The 21,220-nt window shown below is 44.6% G+C and carries 26 protein-coding genes; 8 read left to right on the plus strand and 18 right to left on the minus strand.

The window, feature by feature from the left end:
- Window position 1: 1 nt before the first annotated feature.
- The 7 genes from ICN35_RS09490 to ICN35_RS09520 all read right to left on the minus strand — a co-directional run bounded on the left by ICN35_RS09490 (window position 2) and on the right by ICN35_RS09520 (window position 5,838).
- Window positions 2-271: an HPr family phosphocarrier protein gene (locus ICN35_RS09490; RefSeq protein ID WP_216127072.1), complete on the minus strand. Its 270-nt coding sequence runs from the start codon at window positions 269-271 to the stop codon at window positions 2-4.
- A gap of 15 nt (window positions 272-286) precedes the next feature.
- Window positions 287-709: a PTS sugar transporter subunit IIA gene (locus tag ICN35_RS09495; RefSeq protein ID WP_216127075.1), complete on the minus strand. Its 423-nt coding sequence runs from the start codon at window positions 707-709 to the stop codon at window positions 287-289.
- A 1-nt stretch (window position 710) separates the two neighbouring features.
- Window positions 711-1,652, minus strand: coding sequence for a glutathione synthase (gshB, locus tag ICN35_RS09500; protein ID WP_216127077.1), 942 nt, complete (start codon window positions 1,650-1,652; stop codon window positions 711-713).
- A gap of 28 nt (window positions 1,653-1,680) precedes the next feature.
- The gene (gshA, locus tag ICN35_RS09505) at window positions 1,681-2,979 is read right to left on the minus strand and encodes a glutamate--cysteine ligase (protein ID WP_216127080.1); all 1,299 of its coding nucleotides are present in this window, start codon (window positions 2,977-2,979) and stop codon (window positions 1,681-1,683) included.
- Between the two features lie 103 nt (window positions 2,980-3,082).
- On the minus strand, window positions 3,083-4,567 hold the full coding sequence (locus tag ICN35_RS09510; protein ID WP_215295942.1) for an ammonium transporter: 1,485 nt from the start codon (window positions 4,565-4,567) through the stop codon (window positions 3,083-3,085).
- A gap of 13 nt (window positions 4,568-4,580) precedes the next feature.
- Window positions 4,581-4,919, minus strand: coding sequence for a P-II family nitrogen regulator (locus ICN35_RS09515; RefSeq protein WP_011903792.1), 339 nt, complete (start codon window positions 4,917-4,919; stop codon window positions 4,581-4,583).
- Between the two features lie 25 nt (window positions 4,920-4,944).
- Window positions 4,945-5,838, minus strand: coding sequence for a TorF family putative porin (locus ICN35_RS09520; RefSeq protein WP_216127083.1), 894 nt, complete (start codon window positions 5,836-5,838; stop codon window positions 4,945-4,947).
- A gap of 262 nt (window positions 5,839-6,100) precedes the next feature.
- Between ICN35_RS09520 and ICN35_RS09525 the strand changes: the two genes are divergently transcribed.
- Window positions 6,101-6,355 carry an accessory factor UbiK family protein gene (locus ICN35_RS09525; RefSeq protein WP_216127086.1) on the plus strand — a complete coding sequence of 85 codons (255 nt, stop codon included), beginning with the start codon at window positions 6,101-6,103 and terminating at the stop codon, window positions 6,353-6,355.
- A 27-nt stretch (window positions 6,356-6,382) separates the two neighbouring features.
- Here the strand turns inward: ICN35_RS09525 and ICN35_RS09530 are convergent, their stop codons facing one another.
- From ICN35_RS09530 to ICN35_RS09560, 7 genes are read right to left on the minus strand one after another with little or no spacing between them, the layout of a single operon-like run.
- Window positions 6,383-6,967 (minus strand): hypothetical protein, encoded by a 585-nt coding sequence (locus tag ICN35_RS09530; protein ID WP_216127089.1) that lies wholly within the window; start codon window positions 6,965-6,967, stop codon window positions 6,383-6,385.
- Complete coding sequence (lipA, locus tag ICN35_RS09535; RefSeq protein WP_216127091.1) at window positions 6,960-7,970, minus strand: lipoyl synthase; 1,011 nt, start codon at window positions 7,968-7,970, stop codon at window positions 6,960-6,962. Before lipA ends, ICN35_RS09530 begins: the two co-directional genes overlap by 8 nt.
- A complete protein-coding gene (gene lipB, locus ICN35_RS09540) occupies window positions 7,967-8,611 on the minus strand; it encodes a lipoyl(octanoyl) transferase LipB (RefSeq protein WP_216127094.1) in 645 nt (214 codons plus the stop codon). The genes lipA and lipB overlap by 4 nt, the downstream gene beginning before the upstream one ends.
- A 9-nt stretch (window positions 8,612-8,620) precedes the next feature.
- Entirely contained in the window at window positions 8,621-8,887 is a 267-nt protein-coding gene (locus tag ICN35_RS09545) for a YbeD family protein (protein ID WP_216127095.1), read from the minus strand.
- A gap of 32 nt (window positions 8,888-8,919) precedes the next feature.
- A complete protein-coding gene (locus tag ICN35_RS09550; RefSeq protein WP_216127098.1) occupies window positions 8,920-9,636 on the minus strand; it encodes an alpha/beta hydrolase in 717 nt (238 codons plus the stop codon).
- A gap of 48 nt (window positions 9,637-9,684) precedes the next feature.
- The gene (locus tag ICN35_RS09555; RefSeq protein ID WP_216127102.1) at window positions 9,685-9,993 is read right to left on the minus strand and encodes a ferredoxin; all 309 of its coding nucleotides are present in this window, start codon (window positions 9,991-9,993) and stop codon (window positions 9,685-9,687) included.
- Between the two features lie 16 nt (window positions 9,994-10,009).
- Window positions 10,010-11,053 (minus strand): VanZ family protein, encoded by a 1,044-nt coding sequence (locus tag ICN35_RS09560; RefSeq protein ID WP_255535791.1) that lies wholly within the window; start codon window positions 11,051-11,053, stop codon window positions 10,010-10,012.
- 88 nt (window positions 11,054-11,141) lie between these two features.
- Between ICN35_RS09560 and ICN35_RS09565 the strand changes: the two genes are divergently transcribed.
- Entirely contained in the window at window positions 11,142-11,936 is a 795-nt protein-coding gene (locus tag ICN35_RS09565; protein ID WP_216127115.1) for a biotin--[acetyl-CoA-carboxylase] ligase, read from the plus strand.
- Window positions 11,933-12,745, plus strand: a complete 813-nt coding sequence (locus tag ICN35_RS09570; protein WP_216127117.1) for a type III pantothenate kinase — start codon at window positions 11,933-11,935, stop codon at window positions 12,743-12,745. The genes ICN35_RS09565 and ICN35_RS09570 overlap by 4 nt, the downstream gene beginning before the upstream one ends.
- Here the strand turns inward: ICN35_RS09570 and rfaE2 are convergent.
- Window positions 12,742-13,230, minus strand: coding sequence for a D-glycero-beta-D-manno-heptose 1-phosphate adenylyltransferase (gene rfaE2 / locus ICN35_RS09575; protein WP_215319192.1), 489 nt, complete (start codon window positions 13,228-13,230; stop codon window positions 12,742-12,744). The two genes, ICN35_RS09570 and rfaE2, sit on opposite strands and share 4 nt — an antisense overlap.
- A 92-nt stretch (window positions 13,231-13,322) precedes the next feature.
- On the opposite strand from rfaE2, the gene ICN35_RS09580 reads away from it, so the two are divergent.
- Genes ICN35_RS09580 through ICN35_RS09600 form a run of 5 tightly spaced genes read left to right on the plus strand, consistent with a single transcriptional unit; the run spans window position 13,323 to window position 18,140 of the window.
- Window positions 13,323-13,904, plus strand: a complete 582-nt coding sequence (locus ICN35_RS09580; protein ID WP_216127120.1) for a glutathione peroxidase — start codon at window positions 13,323-13,325, stop codon at window positions 13,902-13,904.
- Window positions 13,901-15,289, plus strand: coding sequence for an FAD-dependent oxidoreductase (locus ICN35_RS09585; RefSeq protein ID WP_216127122.1), 1,389 nt, complete (start codon window positions 13,901-13,903; stop codon window positions 15,287-15,289). Before ICN35_RS09580 ends, ICN35_RS09585 begins: the two co-directional genes overlap by 4 nt.
- Window positions 15,290-16,075 carry a DUF1365 domain-containing protein gene (locus tag ICN35_RS09590; RefSeq protein ID WP_216127123.1) on the plus strand — a complete coding sequence of 262 codons (786 nt, stop codon included), beginning with the start codon at window positions 15,290-15,292 and terminating at the stop codon, window positions 16,073-16,075.
- On the plus strand, window positions 16,072-17,367 hold the full coding sequence (locus ICN35_RS09595; RefSeq protein WP_216127124.1) for a cyclopropane-fatty-acyl-phospholipid synthase family protein: 1,296 nt from the start codon (window positions 16,072-16,074) through the stop codon (window positions 17,365-17,367). Before ICN35_RS09590 ends, ICN35_RS09595 begins: the two co-directional genes overlap by 4 nt.
- The gene (locus tag ICN35_RS09600; RefSeq protein ID WP_216127125.1) at window positions 17,364-18,140 is read left to right on the plus strand and encodes an SDR family oxidoreductase; all 777 of its coding nucleotides are present in this window, start codon (window positions 17,364-17,366) and stop codon (window positions 18,138-18,140) included. The genes ICN35_RS09595 and ICN35_RS09600 overlap by 4 nt, the downstream gene beginning before the upstream one ends.
- Window positions 18,141-18,176: 36 nt before the next feature.
- On the opposite strand, the gene ICN35_RS09605 is transcribed toward ICN35_RS09600, so the two are convergent.
- Genes ICN35_RS09605 through argS form a run of 3 tightly spaced genes read right to left on the minus strand, consistent with a single transcriptional unit; the run spans window position 18,177 to window position 21,212 of the window.
- Window positions 18,177-18,821 (minus strand): thiol:disulfide interchange protein DsbA/DsbL, encoded by a 645-nt coding sequence (locus ICN35_RS09605; RefSeq protein WP_216127126.1) that lies wholly within the window; start codon window positions 18,819-18,821, stop codon window positions 18,177-18,179.
- A gap of 10 nt (window positions 18,822-18,831) precedes the next feature.
- Window positions 18,832-19,446, minus strand: coding sequence for an SPOR domain-containing protein (locus tag ICN35_RS09610; protein ID WP_255535792.1), 615 nt, complete (start codon window positions 19,444-19,446; stop codon window positions 18,832-18,834).
- A 38-nt stretch (window positions 19,447-19,484) separates the two neighbouring features.
- The gene (gene argS / locus ICN35_RS09615; RefSeq protein ID WP_216127128.1) at window positions 19,485-21,212 is read right to left on the minus strand and encodes an arginine--tRNA ligase; all 1,728 of its coding nucleotides are present in this window, start codon (window positions 21,210-21,212) and stop codon (window positions 19,485-19,487) included.
- Window positions 21,213-21,220: the final 8 nt, after the last annotated feature.

Raw genomic sequence — 21,220 nt, forward strand, 5'->3', positions numbered from 1 at the left:
GTTATTCGCCCTCTCCAAAGCGGTCATTGATTAATGCTGTCAGCGCTCCCATAGCCTCATCTGCTTTATCGCCTACCGTTTCAAGTGTGACTGTGCTTCCAATACCTGCTGCCAACATCATGACACCCATGATGCTCTTAGCATTAATCTGACGTCCATTGCGTGACAGGAATATTTCGCAAGGAAATTGGGCGGCCAATTGAGACAACTTTGCCGATGCTCTCGCATGGAGTCCCAACTTATTAATAATCTCAATTTCAGCAACTGGCATTCAACCCTGCTCCCTTTATGCTTGATCTACTTTTATACCAAGACGTAATATTCCATTCTGCCCGCCAGCTAAGGCTTTTTTAGCCAACTCTTCTAAGCCTTCGCCACGATGAGATATGCAGCGCATGAGCATCGGCAGATTTAATCCCGCCAATACAATCACGGGGGTATTCAATCCCGATAATGGGCCCAAACTTTCTAGTTTGGATGCAACATTCGCTGGGGTTGCACCCATCACATCTGTCAGGATGAGAACACCATTACCAGTGTTCACAACATAAGCAGCCTTTAGTAACCGATCAAAACTCACCTTAGTGTCTTCATAAGGGGGAATATCCACCGCCCTTACACGTTCTGGTACAACACCAAAAGTATGCTCTGCAAAACTCAGCATTGCACTTGCAACAGGAGTATGGGCAACGATTACGATTCCAGTCATGTTATGACAATGTCCTCTCTAGAGCCTTTAACCAAAACTGCGGAACATCAAAACCACTTTGATCAGTAATTTCAACAAAACACGTTGGGCTAGTAACATTGATCTCCGTCAAATAGCCGCCAATTAAATCTAAGCCAACTAAGAATAAACCGCGTTGATTGAGGATGGGAGCAAGTTTTTCAGCGATTTGCTTTTCGACATCACTTAAAGACATTGCCACACCTTTGCCCCCTGCTGCTAAGTTGCCACGAATCTCGTTACCCTGAGGAATGCGAGCCAACGCAAACGGCACAACCTCGCCACCAATCAATAAGACACGCTTATCACCATCAGCGATCTCAGGCAAGAAACGTTGAATCATCAGAGTTCTGGCGCCATTCTCGCCTAATGTCTCAACAATACTGGCGAGGTTCAAACCATCAGGCCCCACCCGAAAGACACCCATGCCGCCCATACCATCCAGTGGCTTAATGACGATATCGTTATGCACTTGATGAAATTCTTCCACCGCGCTCAGTTCGCGAGTCACCAGTGTTGGTGGAATCAGCTCAGGAAATTCAGTGATGGAAAGTTTCTCGGAGTGATCGCGTACTGCAGTAGGATCATTCAACACTCTTGTGCCCTGCTTCTTAGCGGCAGATAAAAGCCACGTTGCATTGAGATACTCAATATCAAACGGTGGGTCAGTTCTCATTTGTACCGCAGAGAATGTATTGAGTGCCTTTGATTCAATCTCACCCAACTCAAACCAAGATGTAGAGCTAGGCTTAATCATGAGCGACTGACAGTCGGCCATAACGAGATTGTCTTTCCACAAAATATTGCGGCTCTGACAGAACCACAAACGATGACTAGCTTCTTGAGCAACCCGCATCATCGCTAAAGTGGAATCTTTTTTAATCTTGAAAGATTCGAGAGGGTCAGCAATAAATAAAAGATCCATATTCTTCTATTAAGTTCTCAGCATTGATTTATGCTGCTTCCATATCTGGATCAGATCTCTCAAGCTCAAGTGAAGCCGCTAGTAATGCTAAGCGGGCAACAACACCATAGAGGTAAAAGCGATTCGGAGCTGCGCTACCAGGCTTAGCAGCAAGATCTGGCATGGAGTTTTGCTCGAATGCTAATGGTACAAAATGCATTCCGGGGGCATTGAGATTTTCATCTGGGCCACGATCAGTATGCACACGATAGAAGCCACCAATCACGTAGCGATCAATCATGTACACCACAGGCTCTGCAACTGCCTCGTTCACCTTCTCAAAGGTGTAAACACCCTCTTGAATTAAGACATCACTTACCTCAAGACCCTCTTTGACAACACTCATCTTATTGCGATCTTTGCGGTTCAGCCCCTTGAGTTGAGTGGGATCGTTCACTACCATCACGCCCATTCCATAAGTGCCGGCATCGGCCTTCACTACGACATAAGGTTTCTCTTTAATGCCATATTCACGATATTTCTTGGCAGTCTTTTTCAGCACTTGCTCCACTGCGGTTTGTAATTCCTCTTCACCTTTACGTTCATGGAAATTGACATTCGAGCAACTCATAAAGTAGGGATTAATCATCCAAGGATCGATATCAACAACCTTAGCAAACTTCTTGGCTACTTCTTCATAAGCAGCAAAATGATTTGACTTACGACGGATGTGCCAACCTGCATGCAGTCCAGGTAATAGGTATTGCTCGTGGATGTTTTCCAGAATCGGTGGAATACCAGCTGATAAATCGTTATTGAGCAAAATAGAACAGGGGTCAAAATCTTTTAAGCCTAAGCGCTGTTTTTTTAATCCTAAGCGCGCTAGAGGCTCCATCAATAAACGGTTACCATCGGGTAACTCAATCCAAGTCGGCTTCTTAATCTCTTCAGAGAAAGTACCCAGGCGAACATTGAGTCCAGCCTGACGCAAGATTGAAGATAAGCGCGCAATATTCTGCAAATAGAATGTATTGCGAGTGTGGCGCTCAGGAATCAGTAATAAATTTTTGGCTTCTGGACAAATCTTCTCAATCGCAGCCATTGCTGCCTGCACAGCCAAAGGCAACATCTGTGGAGAGAGATTGTTAAATCCACCAGGAAATAGGTTGGTATCAACTGGGGCTAGTTTGAAACCAGAATTTCTTAAATCTACTGAACAATAGAATGGCGGGGTATGTTCTTGCCATTCCAGCCTAAACCAGCGCTCAATCGTTGGGGTAGCTTCTAACACCTTTGACTCTAATTCGAGCAAAGGGCCGCTTAGGGCAGTGATGAGATGTGGAACCATTCCACCATTGTAAGATTATTAAAAGAAAGACGCGGGATCCGAGGATCCCGCGCTTAAAACTAGGCAGCCAAAAAAGCCGCCCAGTGAGGGGTAAATCTACTAATTAAGACTCGTATGCAGTCTCACCATGTGAACTGATATCCAAGCCTTCGCGCTCTTCTTCTTCCTTGACACGCAAACCGATGACGATATCGATCAATTTGAAGGCAATATAAGAAACAACGCCAGACCAAATTACGGTAGTGATCACGCCTTGAGCTTGAATCCATAATTGGCTAGCAATGGAGTAGTCAGGAGCAACAGCATTAGCAACATAGTCCCAAATACCAGAACCGCCCAATGCTGGATCAGCAAATACACCAGTCAACAATGCACCAGAAATACCGCCTACGCCGTGAACTCCGAATACGTCCAAGCTGTCGTCTGAACCCAAAATCTTCTTCAGGCCAGTAACTCCCCAGAGGCAAACTACGCCGGCGAACAAACCAATTGCGATAGAACCCATTGGGCCAGCAAAACCAGCGGCAGGAGTAATTGCAACCAAGCCAGCTACGCAGCCAGAAGCAGCGCCCAACATAGAAGGCTTACCTTTGAGAACCCACTCAGCAACAGACCAACCCAATACTGCAGCAGCGGTAGCTAAATAAGTATTAACGAAAGCCAATGCTGCGCTACCGTTTGCTTCGAGTGCTGAACCTGCATTGAAACCAAACCAGCCAAACCACAAGAGTGCAGCGCCAGTCATTACATAAACTAAGTTGTGTGGCTTCATTGCTTCTTTGCCATAACCCAAACGCTTACCGATCACAAAGGAACCAACTAAACCAGCAACCGCAGCGTTGATGTGCACAACAGTACCGCCAGCAAAGTCGAGAACACCTTTTTGCCACAACCAACCGGCACGAGCTGTAATGGCTTCGAGTGATGCAGCATCTTTGATGTCATCAGGACCGGGCCAGAACCAAACCATGTGAGCGATTGGCAAGTAGCTAAATGTGAACCAAAGGACCATGAAGACCAAGATTGCAGAGAACTTAGCGCGCTCAGCAAAAGAGCCGATGATCAAGCAGCAAGTAATTGTTGCAAACACTGCCTGGAAGGCCATGAATATAAACTCAGGAATGACAACACCTTTACTAAAAGTTGCCGCTACTGAGTCCGGAGTCATCCCACCCAAGAACAAACGATCAAGTCCGCCAACAAATGCCCCACCTTCCGTGAATGCAAAGCTGTAGCCATAAATAGACCAGAGCACTGTAATTAATGAAAACACCATGAAGCATTGCATACAGATAGACAAGATATTCTTACTACGTGTTAAACCACCGTAGAACAAAGCCAAGCCAGGAAGTGTCATTAACAACACTAAAGCTGTGCATACCATCATCCATGCGGAATCAGCTTTGTTGCACTTTTCGGAACAAAGAACGGGGGCAGGTTCTGCAGCTGCTGGAGTTGCGGCAGGAGCAGTCACTGCTGGTTTTTTAACTTCATCAGCATGCGCTGGCGAAGTCACCATAACACCAGTAGCACCAATAGCCAAGGCCATAGCACCACCAGCAATGAGTCGTTTCATCCAAGTTAACATTTTGAACCTCTCTTTAAAGTGCTGATGCACCGGTTTCACCGGTACGAATACGAATGACGTGCTCGACTGGAGAGACAAAAATCTTGCCATCACCAATCTTGCCAGTACGTGCTGATTTTTCAATTGCTTCAATCGCACGCTCCAAGATGCCATCTTCAACAGCAGCTTCAATTTTTACCTTAGGTAAAAAGTCGACAACATACTCAGCACCGCGATACAACTCGGTGTGACCCTTTTGACGACCAAAGCCTTTAACTTCAGTGACGGTGATGCCCGAAACTCCAACTTCTGAGAGAGCTTCGCGCACTTCGTCAAGCTTGAAGGGCTTGATGATTGCGGTAATTAATTTCATGTGTTTCTCCGTTCAGAGGTGGAAATTAGAAAGTCTTTGTTAAAGAAATCAAGCCGCCCGATCTGCCTGCGTTAGCATTTTGAGGTGTTGCATAAATTGGAGCTCCTGAAACAGATTTAGCATTAGTGGCCACATATGCAATTGCTGCTGATAGTCCACCACCAAAATCCTTAGTTAACCCTAACTTATAGTCCGTATAGCTATAGTCATAGGCCGAGGGATTATTGGACACATATTGATATCCAACGTGACCATTTAGAGTAATACCCATAACACCAGTATCGTAATTTAATGTGAGGTCAGGATAATAGGATCCAGTGCTGTTATAAATTCCGAATAAAGGTGTAACAGCATAAGAGAATTTTGCAAAACCAGAAAGGGCGCCAAATGTAAAGTTTTGAGCAATATACAATTCAGTAGTATTGGGGCTCACACCAGCAGACTGACGTCCACCAGCAAGAGTGTTTGTATTGGTTGATGGCGTTGCGTTTCTAGGAAGAGAAATACTTGGGATGCCACTAGATGGATAAAAGTATTGCAACACCCCAAAATCTGAAGCAAAACCCTCTCCAATAAATTCTTTTTTAAATCCGGCATAGAAATCCATCTCTACTGGAGCAGATACTGTAGCCTGCCTAGTAGCAGCAGCAGTGCCATATCCATCACCTATCCAACTAATAGAACTATTCCAGTTACCGATATAAAAACCACTCTCATGAGCATAGTCAAAGCCACCTTGGATCGCTGGCTTAAAGTTTGACTGTGTAAGGCCACGATAACGATAGTCATTAACTACTGTTACGTTTGCAGTGATCGGGCTAGCTTCTGGCTCATCAGCGGCAAAAGCTGGCGTATATGCCAAACCGCTTAATAGGCCTGCTGCGACTGCAGAGATTGCTGTCTTGTGTAAAGTTTTCATTTAATGCTCCTTACTGGTTGTAATAAAAAAATGGGTTGAATGCTTAATGCATGAAGCGATATTGATGGTTTGGGTATTCATGGATTTGTCACAAATCCCCTCAATAAGGCACATGCACTTTTTTGGTGCTTAATCTTGCCCCATATATGTGAATTTTGGCTTTTTAGGGCTTTTTTAAGCCTTTTTGCCCATTTTTAGCCACCCAAACTAAAATATGCATGTGTATCTTTTATGCAACCTCCATTAGAACTGCGAACCCATCATGCAAAAACCCGGTGAAATCCTCGAGCAAATCCAACGCATTGCTAACGATATGCAAAATAAAGTGGGTGATGCCATTCGTAATTCACCAGCTCAAGAAATTGAAAAGAATGTGCGTGCAATGATGAATCAAGGTTTTCAGAAAATGGATCTCGTGACTCGTGAAGAATTCGAGTTACAAAGCAAAGTACTTGCAAAGACCAGAGAAAAACTAGAAGCGCTTGAAGCAAAAGTTGCCACTCTAGAAAAAAATTAATCTACTTAAATTTTTCGTTCTATTGTTTCACTCTGGATGAAACTCATTAAAAAAGTTTGCGTACTCTTCTTTAGATAAAGCTACTTTTGCATCGCTGCTATCTGCATTTGCATGCAATACAGATACTTGATATATCCAAACTCCACTACCCTCAACTGAACGCACTATCCAGCGCACTCTCATAGTTTTTTGAGCTTTACTGTTTGAGCTAAACGCAATGAAATAATCTTTAATAGGCAATCGCTGATGACTGCCAGTTTGATAGAAAACATCTTCTGTCAAAACAGTACCGCCCGATGCTTTTGCTCGCTCCAATAAATTACCATGCAATTGATCGATGATTTTCTGAACTAAATCTGATTGATTAGCCGGCACTTGAATCGAGCTGATGGAATAAATATCATCATCGATTTTCACTGCCTCAAGCGTTTGTTTGAATTCTTGATCCTGATAGGGGATAAGTCGCTCAAGTTTGTCTGACTTACCCGGAAAAAGTGCGGTATATCGCTGCTCAGGAGATTGGACTGTGCGCCAATTGAGCTTAGGACTGCAGGCTGATAAAAAAATACATGCTGCTAAAACTACACAAGCTCTTAAAACACTTTTAAACAACGCCCGCTCCATGCGCCTGTTGATCTGCATGATAACTAGAGCGCACCATTGCACCAACTGCTGCATGCGAGAAGCCCATTGCATAAGCCCTCTCTTCAAACATCCTGAATACATCAGGGTGAACATAACGTTGAACAGGTAGATGATGACCCGTGGGCGCAAGATATTGGCCGATAGTGAGCATATCAATATCGTGCTCACGCATATCCTGCATTACCTCTAGAATCTCTTCGTCAGTCTCCCCCAACCCAACCATCAAACCACTCTTTGTTGGGATCTTAGGAAAGCGTTCTTTAAAGTCTTTCAATAATTTCAGTGAATGCAAATAGTCGGCCCCTGGTCGCGCTTGTTTGTATAAACGGGGGACAGTTTCCAGGTTGTGGTTCATGACATCAGGTAAACCATTGGGTGCATGCTCTGCGAAAATATCAAGCGCTTTATCCAAGCGACCACGGAAATCGGGCACCAATACCTCAATACGCGTATTTGGAGAGAGGCCGCGCGATTGTGAAATGCAATCGACATAATGCATCGCCCCACCATCACGCAAGTCATCGCGATCAACGCTAGTAATTACGACATAATTTAATTTCAACGCTGCAATTGTGCGAGCCAAGTTAGCCGGCTCTTTCTGATCTAGCGGATCTGGTCTGCCGTGACCTACATCACAAAACGGGCAACGTCGCGTGCACTTATCGCCCATGATCATGAATGTCGCCGTACCCTTACCAAAGCATTCGCCAATATTGGGGCAGCTGGCTTCTTCACAAACGGTTACTAATTCGTTTTCACGCAGAATCTTTTTTATCTCCGCAAAACGTGAGTTGCCTGATGCAGCCTTTACCCGAATCCAATCTGGCTTTTTGAGAACTTCCTGAAGGGGCACAATCTTGATTGGAATGCGCGCAGTCTTCTCGCTCGATTTTTGCTTACGAGTAGCGTCATACTGAAGGTCTTGGCGCCCTTCAATAGATTGCTTTGTATCGGTCTTGTTAACAGTCATGATGGCATTAGTTGCTTTTGCAAATGGCTTAAAAGCTTTTGGCTAATTGAATCCATATTGTCCTTGATCCCAAGGGTTTGCATGTCTACTGTCCTTAAGCCCTCATAACCACAAGGGTGGATGCGCCCAAAAGCCTCTAGATCAGTTGCTACATTCAGCGCTAAGCCATGATAGGAGCAGCTTTTAGAGACCTTGAGTCCAAGGGCTGCCACTTTTGCCCCAAACCATTCTGGCGAAACTCCAGCCTGCTGAGAAATATAGATCCCTGGTGCGCCTGGTTTTCTTTCGGCCTGTATTCCAAAATCTCCCAAGGTATCAATTAGGGACTGCTCAATACGCGAGACCAACTCTTTTACAAATATTCCAAGACGCTTCAGGTCAAGTAATAAGTACACAACGATCTGACCAGGCCCATGGTAAGTAACCTCCCCGCCACGATCTACTTGCACCAGCGGGATTTGATTGCTTGGGGAGTGCAAGTTACCAGCATCGCCAGCCAAACCTAAAGTAAATACTGGCGGATGCTCCAAGATCCAAATCTCATCTGGAGTACTAGAATCGCGATCCTTTGTGAAAGTACGCATTGCCTCATATGTTTTTGCGTAATCAGCCAAACCAAGATATTTTACTAAAGCCGTCATAAGCGCTTGTTAGAGAACAATACTCACCAATGGATGAGTTGAAAGCGTTCGATAAAGCTCGTCAAGTTGCTCACGACTGGTTGCGGTAATCGGCAGAGTAATGCCAAGATAATTTCCGTCCTTCGATGGTCTCTGCTCTATCTTGCTCTCATCTAATGTTGGATCAAACTGTTTAGCAATATGAATGATTGCGGGCAGATACTCAGGAATATTTTTCCCCATCACCTTAATCGGAAAAAGAGAGGGGTATTCAATGAGTGATTTTTCTTCGGCCATAATTTTATTAACTCAATTTCCTATTGTTCCAATCAACTCTTGCGATGGTCTGGCATACCTAGCCAGGCGCTTGTAATGATGTTGCGAATGCAATGCAGTCTACGATGAAAGAAATGGTCTGCGCCAGGCACCACTTGCACTGTCAACTCTTGCGGAAGCGCCCAATCAAAGACATTTTTCAGGAGAATAGTTTCGTCCAGCTCACCATGAATCAGAATGGTATCAGCGGGCACCGGAGCCAATGTCCACTTACCAGCAGCACTTCCCACCATTACTAAACGCTCGGCAGGACGCCCAAGCTCAGCAAGCCTTTGCACCAAATGACTGCCCACAAAACTGCCGAACGAGAACCCTGAAACCACCAGCGGCAAAGTATTGGCCGCATTGACCCAAGGTTGATGTACTGTCCCTTCAAATTGAGACCAACTAGATGGGGTTTGCATCCACTCAGTGACATGCAGTAAATCTTCTAGTTCTCCTACACCATGATCGTGAACACCTGCAGTACCCCCAACACCCCGAAAGTTTGGACGCACACTGACATATCCCAATTGATTAAATGCACGGGCCATTGTTTGTGCAACTTTGTTGTCCATGGTGCCGCCCAACAGAGGATGCGGATGCGCAACTAAGGCGAGTCCACGCACAGCAAATGATGGATCATTTTTTAATTCATCAGGAAGATCGATGGACATTTCTATCGCGCCCACAATGCCATCTATATGAATTACTTTTGTACGGCTATTCATGAAGAAAACTTTCAACAATAACTAAAAACTACAAATTACTCAGAAGCGCTACGCTAGCTGCAAGCGCTCTACTGGGAGACCATTGATTAAATGGGATTGGATAATTTCTTCTATATCTTCTTTATCCACCAAGGTATACCAAACACCCTCTGGATAGACAACCATCACTGGTCCATCAGCACAACGATCCAAGCATCCTGCTTTATTCACACGGATCTTTCCGGGTCCAGCTAGCCCCAGCTCTTTGACCCGGTTCTTGGCATATTCAAATAGCGCAAAGGCATTATGCCGATCGCAACAATCTTCCCCATTGTTGCGTTGATTCAAACAAAAAAATAGGTGGTGTGAAAAGCTCATCAGAAAATTATATTCATCAATACTTTGATTTCAGGTCTGCTATGTTGCGAATCATCCAAACAGAGGCTAGTGGTAACCATATCACTGAAACCCATTGCATTAACTCATTAAAGTGCAATAGTCGTCCTTGGTTCCAATGCCTGAGAGTCAGGATGAAATAGGGATTATCAGGCATTACATTAATCGCGACCGTAATGCCTATCAAACAAAATATTGCTAACAATTGCTTTGTTATTAACTTCATACGCAAAGCCCATCGTAGTGCAACTGTTGCCAATAACATTCCCCAAAAGGCGCCTGCTGTCAGCCAAATGAAGCTGAACTCCCAACCAAACTGAAGCGCTGTAAACAGAATCTTTAGCAACACCGTAAGACCCAGTAAGCCGTTAAGGATATGCCATTGTGGCGCCTTGAGGCGCATCCCCGAAGAAAGCAAAAGCGCAACGCCAAACCAACAAAAACCAGTAATGAGGGTTTCTTGAATGACTTGATTAATGACTGTCGTACCCCAATCAACAGGCCCAAAAATGACGTGCCCCCAAAGTCCTACGCCAAGCCATGAGCTTTGAGGATAAATCTGCGACCATGGAAATAGCAGAAAAAGAGCACATATCGCCCAATTCACACCGAACCATTGGCCAAACCTGCGCCGGATGGCAGTTCCAGATAGCCACTCGGGCCCCAGAGGAATAGCCAATAAACCGCCCAATAAACCTCCAAACACATTGGCCCACCAATCCATCAAGCTTGGAATACGCGTTGGAACCCAAGTTTGTAGAGTTTCAACACTCAGGGCCAATAGAGCACTTAAGCTAATGGCCATTCCTAAAGCAACAAAATTTCGCCAGCGAGGATATGCCGAAAAGACTAGTAAAAACCCAAAAGGAATATAGGCCAAGATATTCACTGAAACATCAAAAAGCGTAATGAAGCGCGGCAAAGGGGCATCTAGCCAAGCCCATGTAGCAATCCCATTCTGAAAGTCAAAATCAAATGGATTTAGGCTGACATAGAGAATCAATAATGCATAAGCAAGACTCATTGCGCGAGCCAGCGGCATCGCTTGTAGAGGCCATATTAGTTTGCGGGGGCGCTGATCATTTACATCCATTCCACAATTCTAGGTCAGACCTTTCTACAATGGCGAAATGACCGCTAATTGCATCCTTGAACGTGTTATTGAGACTAAATCAACAAATGATGATCTCTTGGAGCGCTGGCGTGCTGGCGCGCTGATAGATCCTGTAGCTCGTATTGCCCACATACAGACTGCTGGCAAAGGAAGGGCGGGACGCGCGTGGCTCTCTAACCCAGAGGACTCCCTTTGCTTCTCAATGGCCTTCCCCTTTCATCGCAGCCCTATAGAACTAACCGGTCTTAGTCTATTAGTTGGCATTGCCGTCATTAAAGGCATTGCTCGCGCATATCAACTTGATCCATTCGATCTTCACCAAGCAGGATTGCGCCTCAAATGGCCTAACGATTTATTGCTAAACGGCGCAAAGCTAGCCGGAATTCTAGTTGAAGGTGGACAAGCCCAAGTTGGGGATCCAAGCTGGATGATCGTCGGTGTTGGCATTAATTTATGCAATGCTAATGCAATCGAAAAAGATCTGCAAAACGAGATAAAAGTCAGCTCCTTAGAAGAGTTACTTCCACAGGGAAGCAAACTCCCTGATGTCGAATATCTTTGGCTAACGCTACTAGAGTCTTTCGAGGAGCATTTCAAAAAATTTGATCAACTAGGTTTTGCTGCATATCAACAAGAATGGCTTCACTGGGATGCTTTTACAGATCAGAAAGTCTCTATTTCAGGCGCCAGTAAAGATCCTAGATACGGTATCGCAAAAGGGGTTGATATGAATGGCGCCCTTTTGCTTGAGCAGGAAGATAAAACGATTGCCATTTATGCTGGTGACGTATCACTGAGAGTTCAATCATGAGTCTGTATTTATTGTTTGATATCGGCAACACGCGCTTAAAGTGGGCAGCAGTTGAGTCTGCTCAACATCCTTCTGATCAACAGAAAAAATTGTGGGCCTACTCTGGAGCTATTAGCAGTAAGTCACTGCAATCCGCAGAGCATAGAGCGGAGTTAGCTGATTACATTTCTAAGACTTTACCCAAACCTAGTGCCATTGCATTTAGTTGCGTCGCAGGGCAAGAAGCTATCGAGCACCTCAAGTCACTCTTTCCACAGTGGCAAGATGTTGAATGGAAGCAACTCATGGGTGATAGTGCTGTTGATGGCATTCGCACCCTATACCAAGACCTCAGCAAACTAGGGGCTGACCGCTGGGCCGCCGTCATCGCGGCGCGTGTACTATCAAAAACAAATGCCTTAATCATCAATGCAGGCACTGCCACAACCATTGATTTACTTGGCTCTAACGGCGTGCATTATGGCGGCTGGATTCTGCCGGGCCTTGAAGTCATGCTCAAGAGTTTAGAAGGAAATACGGCACAACTACCACTAGCAACTCCAGTAGAGCCTCAACATGGTTTTGGTTTATCCACGAATGAGGCCATTATTAGCGGATGTAATGCCGCGCAAATTGGTGCAATCCAGTGTGCGATCGAGCTTGCAAAACAAATGAATCAACCCGTTGAAAAAATTTGGTTTGATGGTGGTAACGCAAAAATATTAGCAACTGAAATGAAGCAATTTAGCAAACTGAATACATTAAATATAGAAACCAGTGAGGGGCTAGTACTGCGAGGTATTTGGAGCTGGCTTTTACAAAATCATTAAGAGCGAATTTTGCCCAGCAAACTGGTTGTAGAGCGCTCATACAAAAATGGAATGGCAATGGCTTTGCCACCCCACGTTTTGACAAGCTGAGTTTCAGCCAAAGTATCAATCTCATAATCGCCTCCCTTGACATAAATATCAGGGCGAATTTTCTCAATTAGATTTACTGGGGTTTGCTCGGTAAATAGCACGGCCATATCAACACTTTCAAGAGCAGCTAATAAAGCTTGCCGATCAGATTCAGAATTAATAGGTCTATCGTCACCTTTACCCAACATTTTTACCGAAGCATCTGAATTCACGCCAACTACAAGACTTGCCCCTAGAGAACGGGCTTGAGAAAGGTAACTCGCATGGCCACGATGCAAGATATCAAATACACCGTTGGTAAATACTAGGGGTCTAGGCAATTTAGCAATTCGTGCTTCAAGTTGCTCGGCTGGGCAAACTTTAGACTCAAATGAAGGTGGGGGCAAAGAGCTCATAACGCAATATTAATAGCATTACAAACTAACCTGCGATATTACCCAGAATGTCTTAAACTTGGGCACTCAAAAGCAGAAAATAAAGTGACAATATGAACCGCAAGAGACTCAATAAAGTGGCTGGCTGGCTTTTCGTACTCTTTTTCTCCATTTCTGGAATCGAGATTGCAAATGCCGCCCCTAATTGCAGCCCCCTGCTTTCGCATACTTTCCTACGCCTCCAAGACGAAGCACCGCAAAGTCTTTGCCAATACCAAGGCAAGGTCATCCTAGCGGTCAATACAGCGAGTTTTTGTGGATTCACGAGTCAGTATGAGGGTCTCGAAAAAATTTACGCCAAATATAAGGATCGGGGTTTTGTTGTGCTGGGCTTTCCATCGAATGACTTTGGCCAACAAGAACCAGGCAGTAACAAAGAAATTGCTGACTTTTGTAAAAATACTTACGATGTGAAGTTCCCGATGTTTGCCAAGAGTAATGTTTCTGGAAGCAACCCGAACCCCCTCTTCAAAATGTTAATTACCAAAACAGGCACAACGCCAAAATGGAATTTCTATAAATATTTAATAGACCGTAATGGCAATGTGATTGATTCTTTTGGAAGCATGACCAAGCCCACCAGTAGCAGCATCACCAATCAAATAGAAAAACTCCTAGAGGAAAAAGTTCAGTGAGCAAAAAAAGAATTGCGATTGTTGGCGCTGGAATCTCCGGACTTGGGTGTGCATATGCATTAAGACAGAACCCAGATATTGAACTGACAATATACGAAGGCGGGGATCATATTGGTGGTCACAGCAATACCGTTGACTTTACTTGCAATATCGCTGGCGAAAAAATTACGCACGGTGTTGATACTGGCTTTCTAGTATTTAACCGTAAGACCTACCCTAGACTAGTTAGACTGTTCGAGGAAATCCAGGCTTCAGTTGCCCCTTCTGAAATGTCTTTTTCTGTGTCGATTGATGTTTCTGAAAAAAATCCTGCGCATCGAAAGATAGAGTGGGCTGGCAATGACATCAATTCATTTTTTGGACAACGCTCTAATTTACTATCTCTGTCATTTTGGCGTATGGCTTATGACATTCTGCGTTTTAATCGCATGGCAACTCGGCTTGCTCATGAACAGATTGCTGCGGGTCATCATCATACTCAGCCAGATGAAACGATTGCTAATTTCCTAAACCGAAATCGCTTTAGTCAAAGCTTTAGAGAGAATTATTTCCTGCCTATGATTGGTGCAATCTGGTCTTGCTCTGTGGAGCAAATGCTGGAATTTCCAATCCAGACGATGATCCGTTTTTGTCACAATCACGGTTTACTGCAAATTCAAAATCGGCCGCAATGGCTCACCATTCAAGGCGGATCCCGAGAATACGTAAAGCGCTTAGTCAGTGCCTTAGAAAAAAATCAGGTCGCGATTAAGCGTGATTCTGTATTGCGCGTCAACACAAGCCAAGATGAAAGCGCCCAAGTTGAAGTGATTAGTTCAGCAGGCTCAGCCTGGTTTGACGAAGTAGTGATGGCCTGTCATAGCGATCAAGCCTTAGAGCTTGTGCATGGGATTGGGCAACAAGCCAGAAATATCTTAGCCGCCATTCCCTATCAAAAAAATCGTGCGATTTTGCACACGGATACCAATTTCTTGCCGGAAGCAAAGCGTTGCTGGGCTGCATGGAACTACACAGCAAAGTCTGGTGCAGCACCAAGCTCGAAGCAGCACGTTAGCGTCAATTACCTCATTAATCGCTTACAGCCTTTACCTGCAAAACTCAACAATACCCAAATTATTGTGAGTCTTAACCCCTCCTCAGAACCAGATCCAAAACTGGTACATCAAGAAATTCATTATTCACATCCAATATTTGACATGGGCGCTATTCAAGCACAGAAAGAGTTGCCACTCATTCAAGGCAACTCATCTATTTGGTATTGCGGGGCATGGACTGGCTTTGGCTTCCATGAAGATGGTCTGCGCTCTGGCGAACTAGTCGCAGAAGCTTTAATTGAAAGCATCCGCCCGGCTCTCAATGTCATCCCAAAACAAGATGCACGCTAAATGAATCAAGCAAAGATTAACTTTGGAGATGTAAAACATAGTCGTCTTCGACCGGCAAAGAATGCTTTTGGATATGGTGTATTTACCGTATCTATCCCAATGCGGGCTCGCAGACAAAATCCTCAGCTTCTGAGCAATGGTGGTCTAGGCGACAACAAACTAGGTTTATGTTCATTCTTCGATAAAGACCATGGGCTTGGAGGCAAAGATAGTCTGGCCTGGATTGAAAATATTCTGCAAGAAAACAATCTACTGAATAAGGATGGGGAAATTTGGTTACAAACTTTTCCTAGAGTATTGGGTTATGTTTTTAACCCTGTCAGCTTTTGGATCTGCTCCGAGGCAGATGGAAAAGTTTACGCAGTATTGGCTGAAGTAAATAATACCTTTGGCGAGCGTCACTGTTATTTATTACACAAAGATTCTGGAGAGCCGCTTCTATCGGGCGAGACCCTCACCAGTAAAAAAGTATTTCATGTGTCACCTTTTTGTGCAGTCCGTGGTGAATATCGGTTCCGGTTCTTGTTTGCTCAAGATAGCAATTCCAAGCAACACTCTGTTGCCCGTATTGAACTGCACGAAGATGGCCTGCCCCTCATCAATACCAGCATTAGCGGAAAAAGCCGCCTGCTTAGCAAATCCACGCTTTATTTAGCGCTCTTACGCTACCCATTAATGAGCTTGGGAGTCATTTTCCGTATTCACTGGCAAGCATTAAAATTATGGATTAAAGGTGTACCCTTTCATTCAAAACCTAAACCACCAGAATTTGAAGTCAGTAGATGAATCGCCCTGGACAAAACTTACTATCACGACTCAATTTTTCGCGTCCACAAAACCGCGCGATTAACTCATCTAGTAAAGATCTGAGTAGCAAAGCACTTCTGACCAGTTTGTCCAGACTCAGCAGTGGCTATCTCAAAATGACTTTGCCAGATGGTGAAATACGAGAATTTGGTAAGCATACAGATTCATTGAATGCTGACATTCAAATTCATGATTGGTCTGTTTTCAAACAAGTGATGTCACATGGCGATATCGGCTTTGCAGAGAGCTATATCCGCGGCGAGTGGAATACCTCTAATCTCCAAGCGATTTTGGAATTGGCTATTCGTAATCGCACCATTCTTGAAAAAGCAATTTACGGTAGCTGGCTTGGATCGATCCTCTACCGTTTTAAGCACTGGCTTCGCGATAACAGCAAAGCTGGTAGCCGCAAGAATATTCATGCGCACTACGATCTAGGGAATGCTTTTTATAGCCTGTGGTTAGACCCAACGATGAGTTACTCCAGTGCCTGGTTTTCAGAAAGCGACAGGCAAACACTGGCTGAAGCGCAGCGCGCTAAGATCAGGCGGATTCTGGAATCACTCAAGACTAGACCAGGAGATCATATATTAGAGATTGGCTGTGGCTGGGGTGGCATTATGGAGGAGGCATTATTAAGTGAGCGCTCCATTACTGGCCTGACACTTTCGACTGAACAAAAAGCCTTTGCTGAAAATCGTTTGGCAAAGGTAGAGGCAAAAGCAAGTAAGGCCCAATCGTTTGAAGTTCGGTTGCAAGACTATCGTGACTGCCAAGAAAAATTCAATGGGATTGCTTCCGTTGAAATGTTTGAAGCTGTTGGAGAAAAACATTGGCCAGAATACTTTCAGATGATTGCTAAATGCCTCAAGGCTGGCGGTAAAGCCTGCATTCAAACGATTGTGATTGCTGAAGAATTATTTGAACGCTATCGCCACAACACTGACTTTATTCAGCAATATGTCTTTCCAGGTGGAATGCTACCTTCTCGCTCTAGCTTTAAAGCAAGTGCAGAAAAGGCTGGTCTTCAAATTGAGGCGGAATTTGCGTTTGGATCTGACTATGCCAAAACACTCTGCCTCTGGCGCGACAGTTTTAACCAAAAACTCCAAGAAGTTCGCGAACTAGGCTTTGATGAGGCATTCATCAGACTTTGGAATTTCTATTTGATGTATTGTGCCGCAGGATTTTCAGAGCGCAATATTGATGTTGTGCAGTTCACTTTAAGTCATCAGCAAGCCCCAACATCTCCGGATGCGCTGACAGCATGAAACAAACAGGTATAGCAAATTTTGCAGGAAAGCGCATCTGGGTCATTGGCGCCTCTAGCGGAATTGGCGAAGCATGCGCTAAAGCCTTCATCAATCAAGGCGCTAAAGTTGCGTTATCGAGCAGAAGAGTAGAACGTTTAAATACAATCGTAGAGCATGCAAAGCTTACTCAAACCTTAGTTATTCCATTAGATGTCACCAATCGTGATCAACTCACTCATGGCTATCAGACTCTCCTTAAAACTTGGGGTGGATTAGATTTATTACTATTTGTCTCAGGCATCTATGTGCCCTTACGGGCAGACGATTTTGAGATCAATATTGCAGAGCAAACGATTGAGGCCAATCTCCTCGGACCCATGAGGGCAGTTGCACTAGTCCTACCTGAAATGCTCAAGGCGCATTCCGGACATATTGCCATTGTTGGTAGCGTTGCAGGATATAGCGGCCTACCTAAAGCATTGGCTTATGGCCCTAGTAAAGCCGGCATCATCAATTTCTGTGAAACTCTGTACTACGATTTACTACCTCAAGGTATCAGTGTTCATATGATCTCCCCGGGTTTTGTTGCAACCGAGGCTACTGCTCAAAATGATTTTGAAATGCCTGCCTTGATTTCGGCTGAAGAAGCTGCCAAAGAAATTTTAAGCGGCATCCAAAGAGGGGAATTTGATATTCACTTCCCCAAGAGATTCTCAGGATTTTTAAAGTTCTTAAGAATTCTGCCTTATCCACTCTATTTCTGGATTGTGCGGCGCTTCGTCAAAATCTAAGCAAGAAGAAGGAGTGCTTGTAATACTTGAGAATTACTACTTGTACTTATCTTTCCGAATTTTCTCTTCGAGATAATCCATCACAGCAATTGCTTTAGCTTTAGTCCCAGCTATAGATGGTGAAGTAACGTACTTGCCCTGCATCACAATCGTAGGAACACCGTCAATACGATATGCCTCCGCCAATTGCTTAGCAGCTCTTGCCTTAGACACAACAGCAAAGGAGCGATAGGTGGCTAAAAAAGTATTGCTATCAACGCCTTGTGAGGCAACCCAATCTGTAATTTCAGGCTCGGTCAGTAAGCGTTTATTTTCCTTATGTATCGCATACATCACCTTCTCATTTAAGGCATTGCCTTTACCCATGGCCTCAAGCGCATAGAAAAGTTGGCTATGTGGCAAGAAATCATCGCGGAACGCTACTGGTACTCTACGGAAAACCACATCTTTTGGTTGACGCTTCACCCAAGTGCTAAGCTCAGGCTCAAAGTCATAGCAATGGGGACAGCCATACCAAAAGAATTCAATGACCTCAACTTTGCCTTTGGTTTCTACTGGCTGAGGCACAGGCAAAACACGATATTCAAATCCCTCTTCAATTTTTTGTCCCTGCGCAATGGCAAGGCCAGTCAAAAAGATAAAGGAGAATACAAAAAATACTCTTTTGCTCAATGCGATCATCATGTTTACTTTACTTGCTAGCTTTGATAAGGGTGGGTTTGATGCCCAAGGTATTTAACTTGTCACGCGCTGGATTACTTTCTTCAGGACTGTTATAAGGCCCTGAGCGAACACGCCATAGAGTATTTCCATCAGCAGTTACTTCACTCAATTGTGTTTGGATACCCTGAATAGCTAGGCTTGCTTTTTGCGCATCTGCATCTGCACGTTTTGTAAAAGCACCAACCTGCAAGAAATAAATGGCATCGCCTTTTGCGGCTGCTTGAGCAGCAGCTTCCGCTGACTTCTTGCCGCCTACCAAATCGCCAATTGGGTCAGTGGTAGCCGGTGCGGGACTTTTACCTTGTAGTGGCTTATTCAAATCTAATTGCTCTGCGGGGGCAGCAGCCTCTCCGTCAGCTTGAGCGGCAGGCTTAATCAACATTGGTAAATTTGGCGCGCGTACGCCAGGTCTTTCTTGAGGCGTATTTTTAGAAAGGTAGAAAGCAATAAAAAATGCAATCCCAAGACCAGCGCCTAAACCCAAAACAAAGCCCAGAATAGTGCCGCCATATTGAGCATTATTAACAGGAATAGATTCTCTTTCGTGCTTCATGAAGCCATCCTGCTGATTCGGTTTTTTCATCATTTCCTCATCTTACCTATTCACGCTATTCTTTGCTACTACATCTTTGCTGGTGCAGATACCCCTAGAAGCTTTAAACCATTCTGTAGAACTTGGCGAGTGGCTGATAAAAGAGCAAGTCGGGCTAATTTCAGGCTTTCATCATCTACTAATACACGATCGGCATTGTAGAAAGTATGAAAATCTCCAGCCAAATCACGTAAATAGAAAGCAAGCGCATGCGGGGCTAATTCAGCTGCTGCATCTGTTAACACCTCAGGATACTCAGCCAAACGTCTTAGCAAATGATCTGAAGCCTTACTTTGTAATAAAGATAAGTCTGCACCCACTAGATCTGACGTGCTGCCGCCCCATTGCTGCAGGATCGAACTAATCCGCGCATGGGCATATTGCACATAGAAGACAGGGTTCTCATCGTTTTGTTGAAGCGCTAAATCAATATCAAATACAAATTCTGTATCCGCTTTGCGAGAGATGAGGAAAAAGCGCACCGCATCACGTCCGCGCTGTAGCGCTAACTCTCTTTCCTCTAGTGTCATCTCTGGGCTAACGCCACCAGACCACTCAACTAAATCGCGCACTGTCACATATGAACCAGCCCGCTTAGAAATTTTGACCTCTTCGCCATTGCGCATCACGGTAACCATCTTATGCAATACATAGTCTGGATATGTCTTCGGGATTTCCCAACCACGCTTCTGAGCCACACCCTGCAAGCCTGAACGGACACGTGCAATCGTGCCGTGGTGATCGCTACCTTGCACATTGATCACTTTTGTAAAGCCACGGTTCCATTTGCTGGCGTGGTATGCAACATCAGGAACAAAGTAAGTAAAGCTGCCATCGGACTTACGCATCACACGATCTTTGTCATCGCCATCATCAGTTGTTCTGAGCCAAAGTGCGCCCTCGGATTCATAGGTCTTACCAATGCTCTGTAAATCCTGAACAATCTCACCAACGCTACCATCTGTATATAAAGAAGACTCTAGGTAATAGCAATCAAACTTCACACCAAATATTTTCAAATCGATATCTTGTTCATTGCGCAAATACGCAACAGCAAATTGACGAATAGCTTCTAGATCATCCCGATATTCGGGAGATGCTTTAAATGCTGTTGCAATCTCTGCAATATATTCACCGTTATAGGCTTGCTCGGGCCAATTAGTATCACCAGGTTTCAAACCATTCAGACGCGCCTGAACAGACAAAGCAAGGTTGGCTATCTGAACGCCCGCATCGTTGTAATAAAACTCACGATACACCTTAATTCCCTGGGTAGCTAATAGATTTGCTAAGGCATCACCAAGTGCAGCCTGCCTGCCATGACCAACATGCAATGGGCCAGTGGGATTGGCTGAAACGAATTCAATCATAGCGCTAGCAATAGGCTCGCCTCCTTGAGCAATCTCACCAAAATAAGGACCACCCGAAAGAATCTCTCCAACTACTGCCGTTTTGGCTGCATTGCTTAGTCTGAAATTAATAAAACCAGGACCAGCGATTTCACAGGATGCGATTAATTGCTTAAAGTCAGACTGTTTTTGTAAACGCTCTACCAAAGCTTGGGCCAGATCTCTTGGATTGAGCTTCCAAGCTTTTGAAAGTTGGAGCGCAATATTACAGGCGACATCGCCATGATCAACGGCCTTAGGACGCTCTAAGCGGGGCGCCGGTGTCTCACCTAGTCCGCGCTCTTGAGCCAAGCCCTGAAGGGTTGCACTCAGCATTTCAATTAAACGATTTTTATTAGTCAGCAACATAGATAAGT

This window comes from Polynucleobacter sp. es-GGE-1, assembly GCF_018882005.1.
Classification (GTDB): Bacteria; Pseudomonadota; Gammaproteobacteria; order Burkholderiales; family Burkholderiaceae; genus Polynucleobacter.

Coding starts and splice junctions, on each gene's coding strand:
- ICN35_RS09520 (WP_216127083.1), bottom strand. CDS start 5,838: ATGAAAACTTTACACAAGACAGCAATCTCTGCAGTCGCAGCAGGCCTA.
- gshA (WP_216127080.1), bottom strand. CDS start 2,979: ATGGTTCCACATCTCATCACTGCCCTAAGCGGCCCTTTGCTCGAATTA.
- ICN35_RS09610 (WP_255535792.1), bottom strand. CDS start 19,446: ATGAAAAAACCGAATCAGCAGGATGGCTTCATGAAGCACGAAAGAGAA.
- ICN35_RS09545 (WP_216127095.1), bottom strand. CDS start 8,887: ATGGCCGAAGAAAAATCACTCATTGAATACCCCTCTCTTTTTCCGATT.
- ICN35_RS09590 (WP_216127123.1), top strand. CDS start 15,290: ATGAATCAAGCAAAGATTAACTTTGGAGATGTAAAACATAGTCGTCTT.
- argS (WP_216127128.1), bottom strand. CDS start 21,212: ATGTTGCTGACTAATAAAAATCGTTTAATTGAAATGCTGAGTGCAACC.
- ICN35_RS09595 (WP_216127124.1), top strand. CDS start 16,072: ATGAATCGCCCTGGACAAAACTTACTATCACGACTCAATTTTTCGCGT.
- ICN35_RS09515 (WP_011903792.1), bottom strand. CDS start 4,919: ATGAAATTAATTACCGCAATCATCAAGCCCTTCAAGCTTGACGAAGTG.
- gshB (WP_216127077.1), bottom strand. CDS start 1,652: ATGGATCTTTTATTTATTGCTGACCCTCTCGAATCTTTCAAGATTAAA.
- ICN35_RS09570 (WP_216127117.1), top strand. CDS start 11,933: ATGAGTCTGTATTTATTGTTTGATATCGGCAACACGCGCTTAAAGTGG.
- ICN35_RS09560 (WP_255535791.1), bottom strand. CDS start 11,053: ATGCCGCTGGCTCGCGCAATGAGTCTTGCTTATGCATTATTGATTCTC.
- ICN35_RS09510 (WP_215295942.1), bottom strand. CDS start 4,567: ATGTTAACTTGGATGAAACGACTCATTGCTGGTGGTGCTATGGCCTTG.
- ICN35_RS09605 (WP_216127126.1), bottom strand. CDS start 18,821: ATGATCGCATTGAGCAAAAGAGTATTTTTTGTATTCTCCTTTATCTTT.
- ICN35_RS09525 (WP_216127086.1), top strand. CDS start 6,101: ATGCAAAAACCCGGTGAAATCCTCGAGCAAATCCAACGCATTGCTAAC.
- ICN35_RS09550 (WP_216127098.1), bottom strand. CDS start 9,636: ATGAATAGCCGTACAAAAGTAATTCATATAGATGGCATTGTGGGCGCG.
- ICN35_RS09495 (WP_216127075.1), bottom strand. CDS start 709: ATGACTGGAATCGTAATCGTTGCCCATACTCCTGTTGCAAGTGCAATG.
- ICN35_RS09580 (WP_216127120.1), top strand. CDS start 13,323: ATGAACCGCAAGAGACTCAATAAAGTGGCTGGCTGGCTTTTCGTACTC.
- lipB (WP_216127094.1), bottom strand. CDS start 8,611: ATGACGGCTTTAGTAAAATATCTTGGTTTGGCTGATTACGCAAAAACA.
- ICN35_RS09490 (WP_216127072.1), bottom strand. CDS start 271: ATGCCAGTTGCTGAAATTGAGATTATTAATAAGTTGGGACTCCATGCG.
- ICN35_RS09555 (WP_216127102.1), bottom strand. CDS start 9,993: ATGAGCTTTTCACACCACCTATTTTTTTGTTTGAATCAACGCAACAAT.
- ICN35_RS09565 (WP_216127115.1), top strand. CDS start 11,142: ATGACCGCTAATTGCATCCTTGAACGTGTTATTGAGACTAAATCAACA.
- rfaE2 (WP_215319192.1), bottom strand. CDS start 13,230: ATGAGCTCTTTGCCCCCACCTTCATTTGAGTCTAAAGTTTGCCCAGCC.
- lipA (WP_216127091.1), bottom strand. CDS start 7,970: ATGACTGTTAACAAGACCGATACAAAGCAATCTATTGAAGGGCGCCAA.
- ICN35_RS09600 (WP_216127125.1), top strand. CDS start 17,364: ATGAAACAAACAGGTATAGCAAATTTTGCAGGAAAGCGCATCTGGGTC.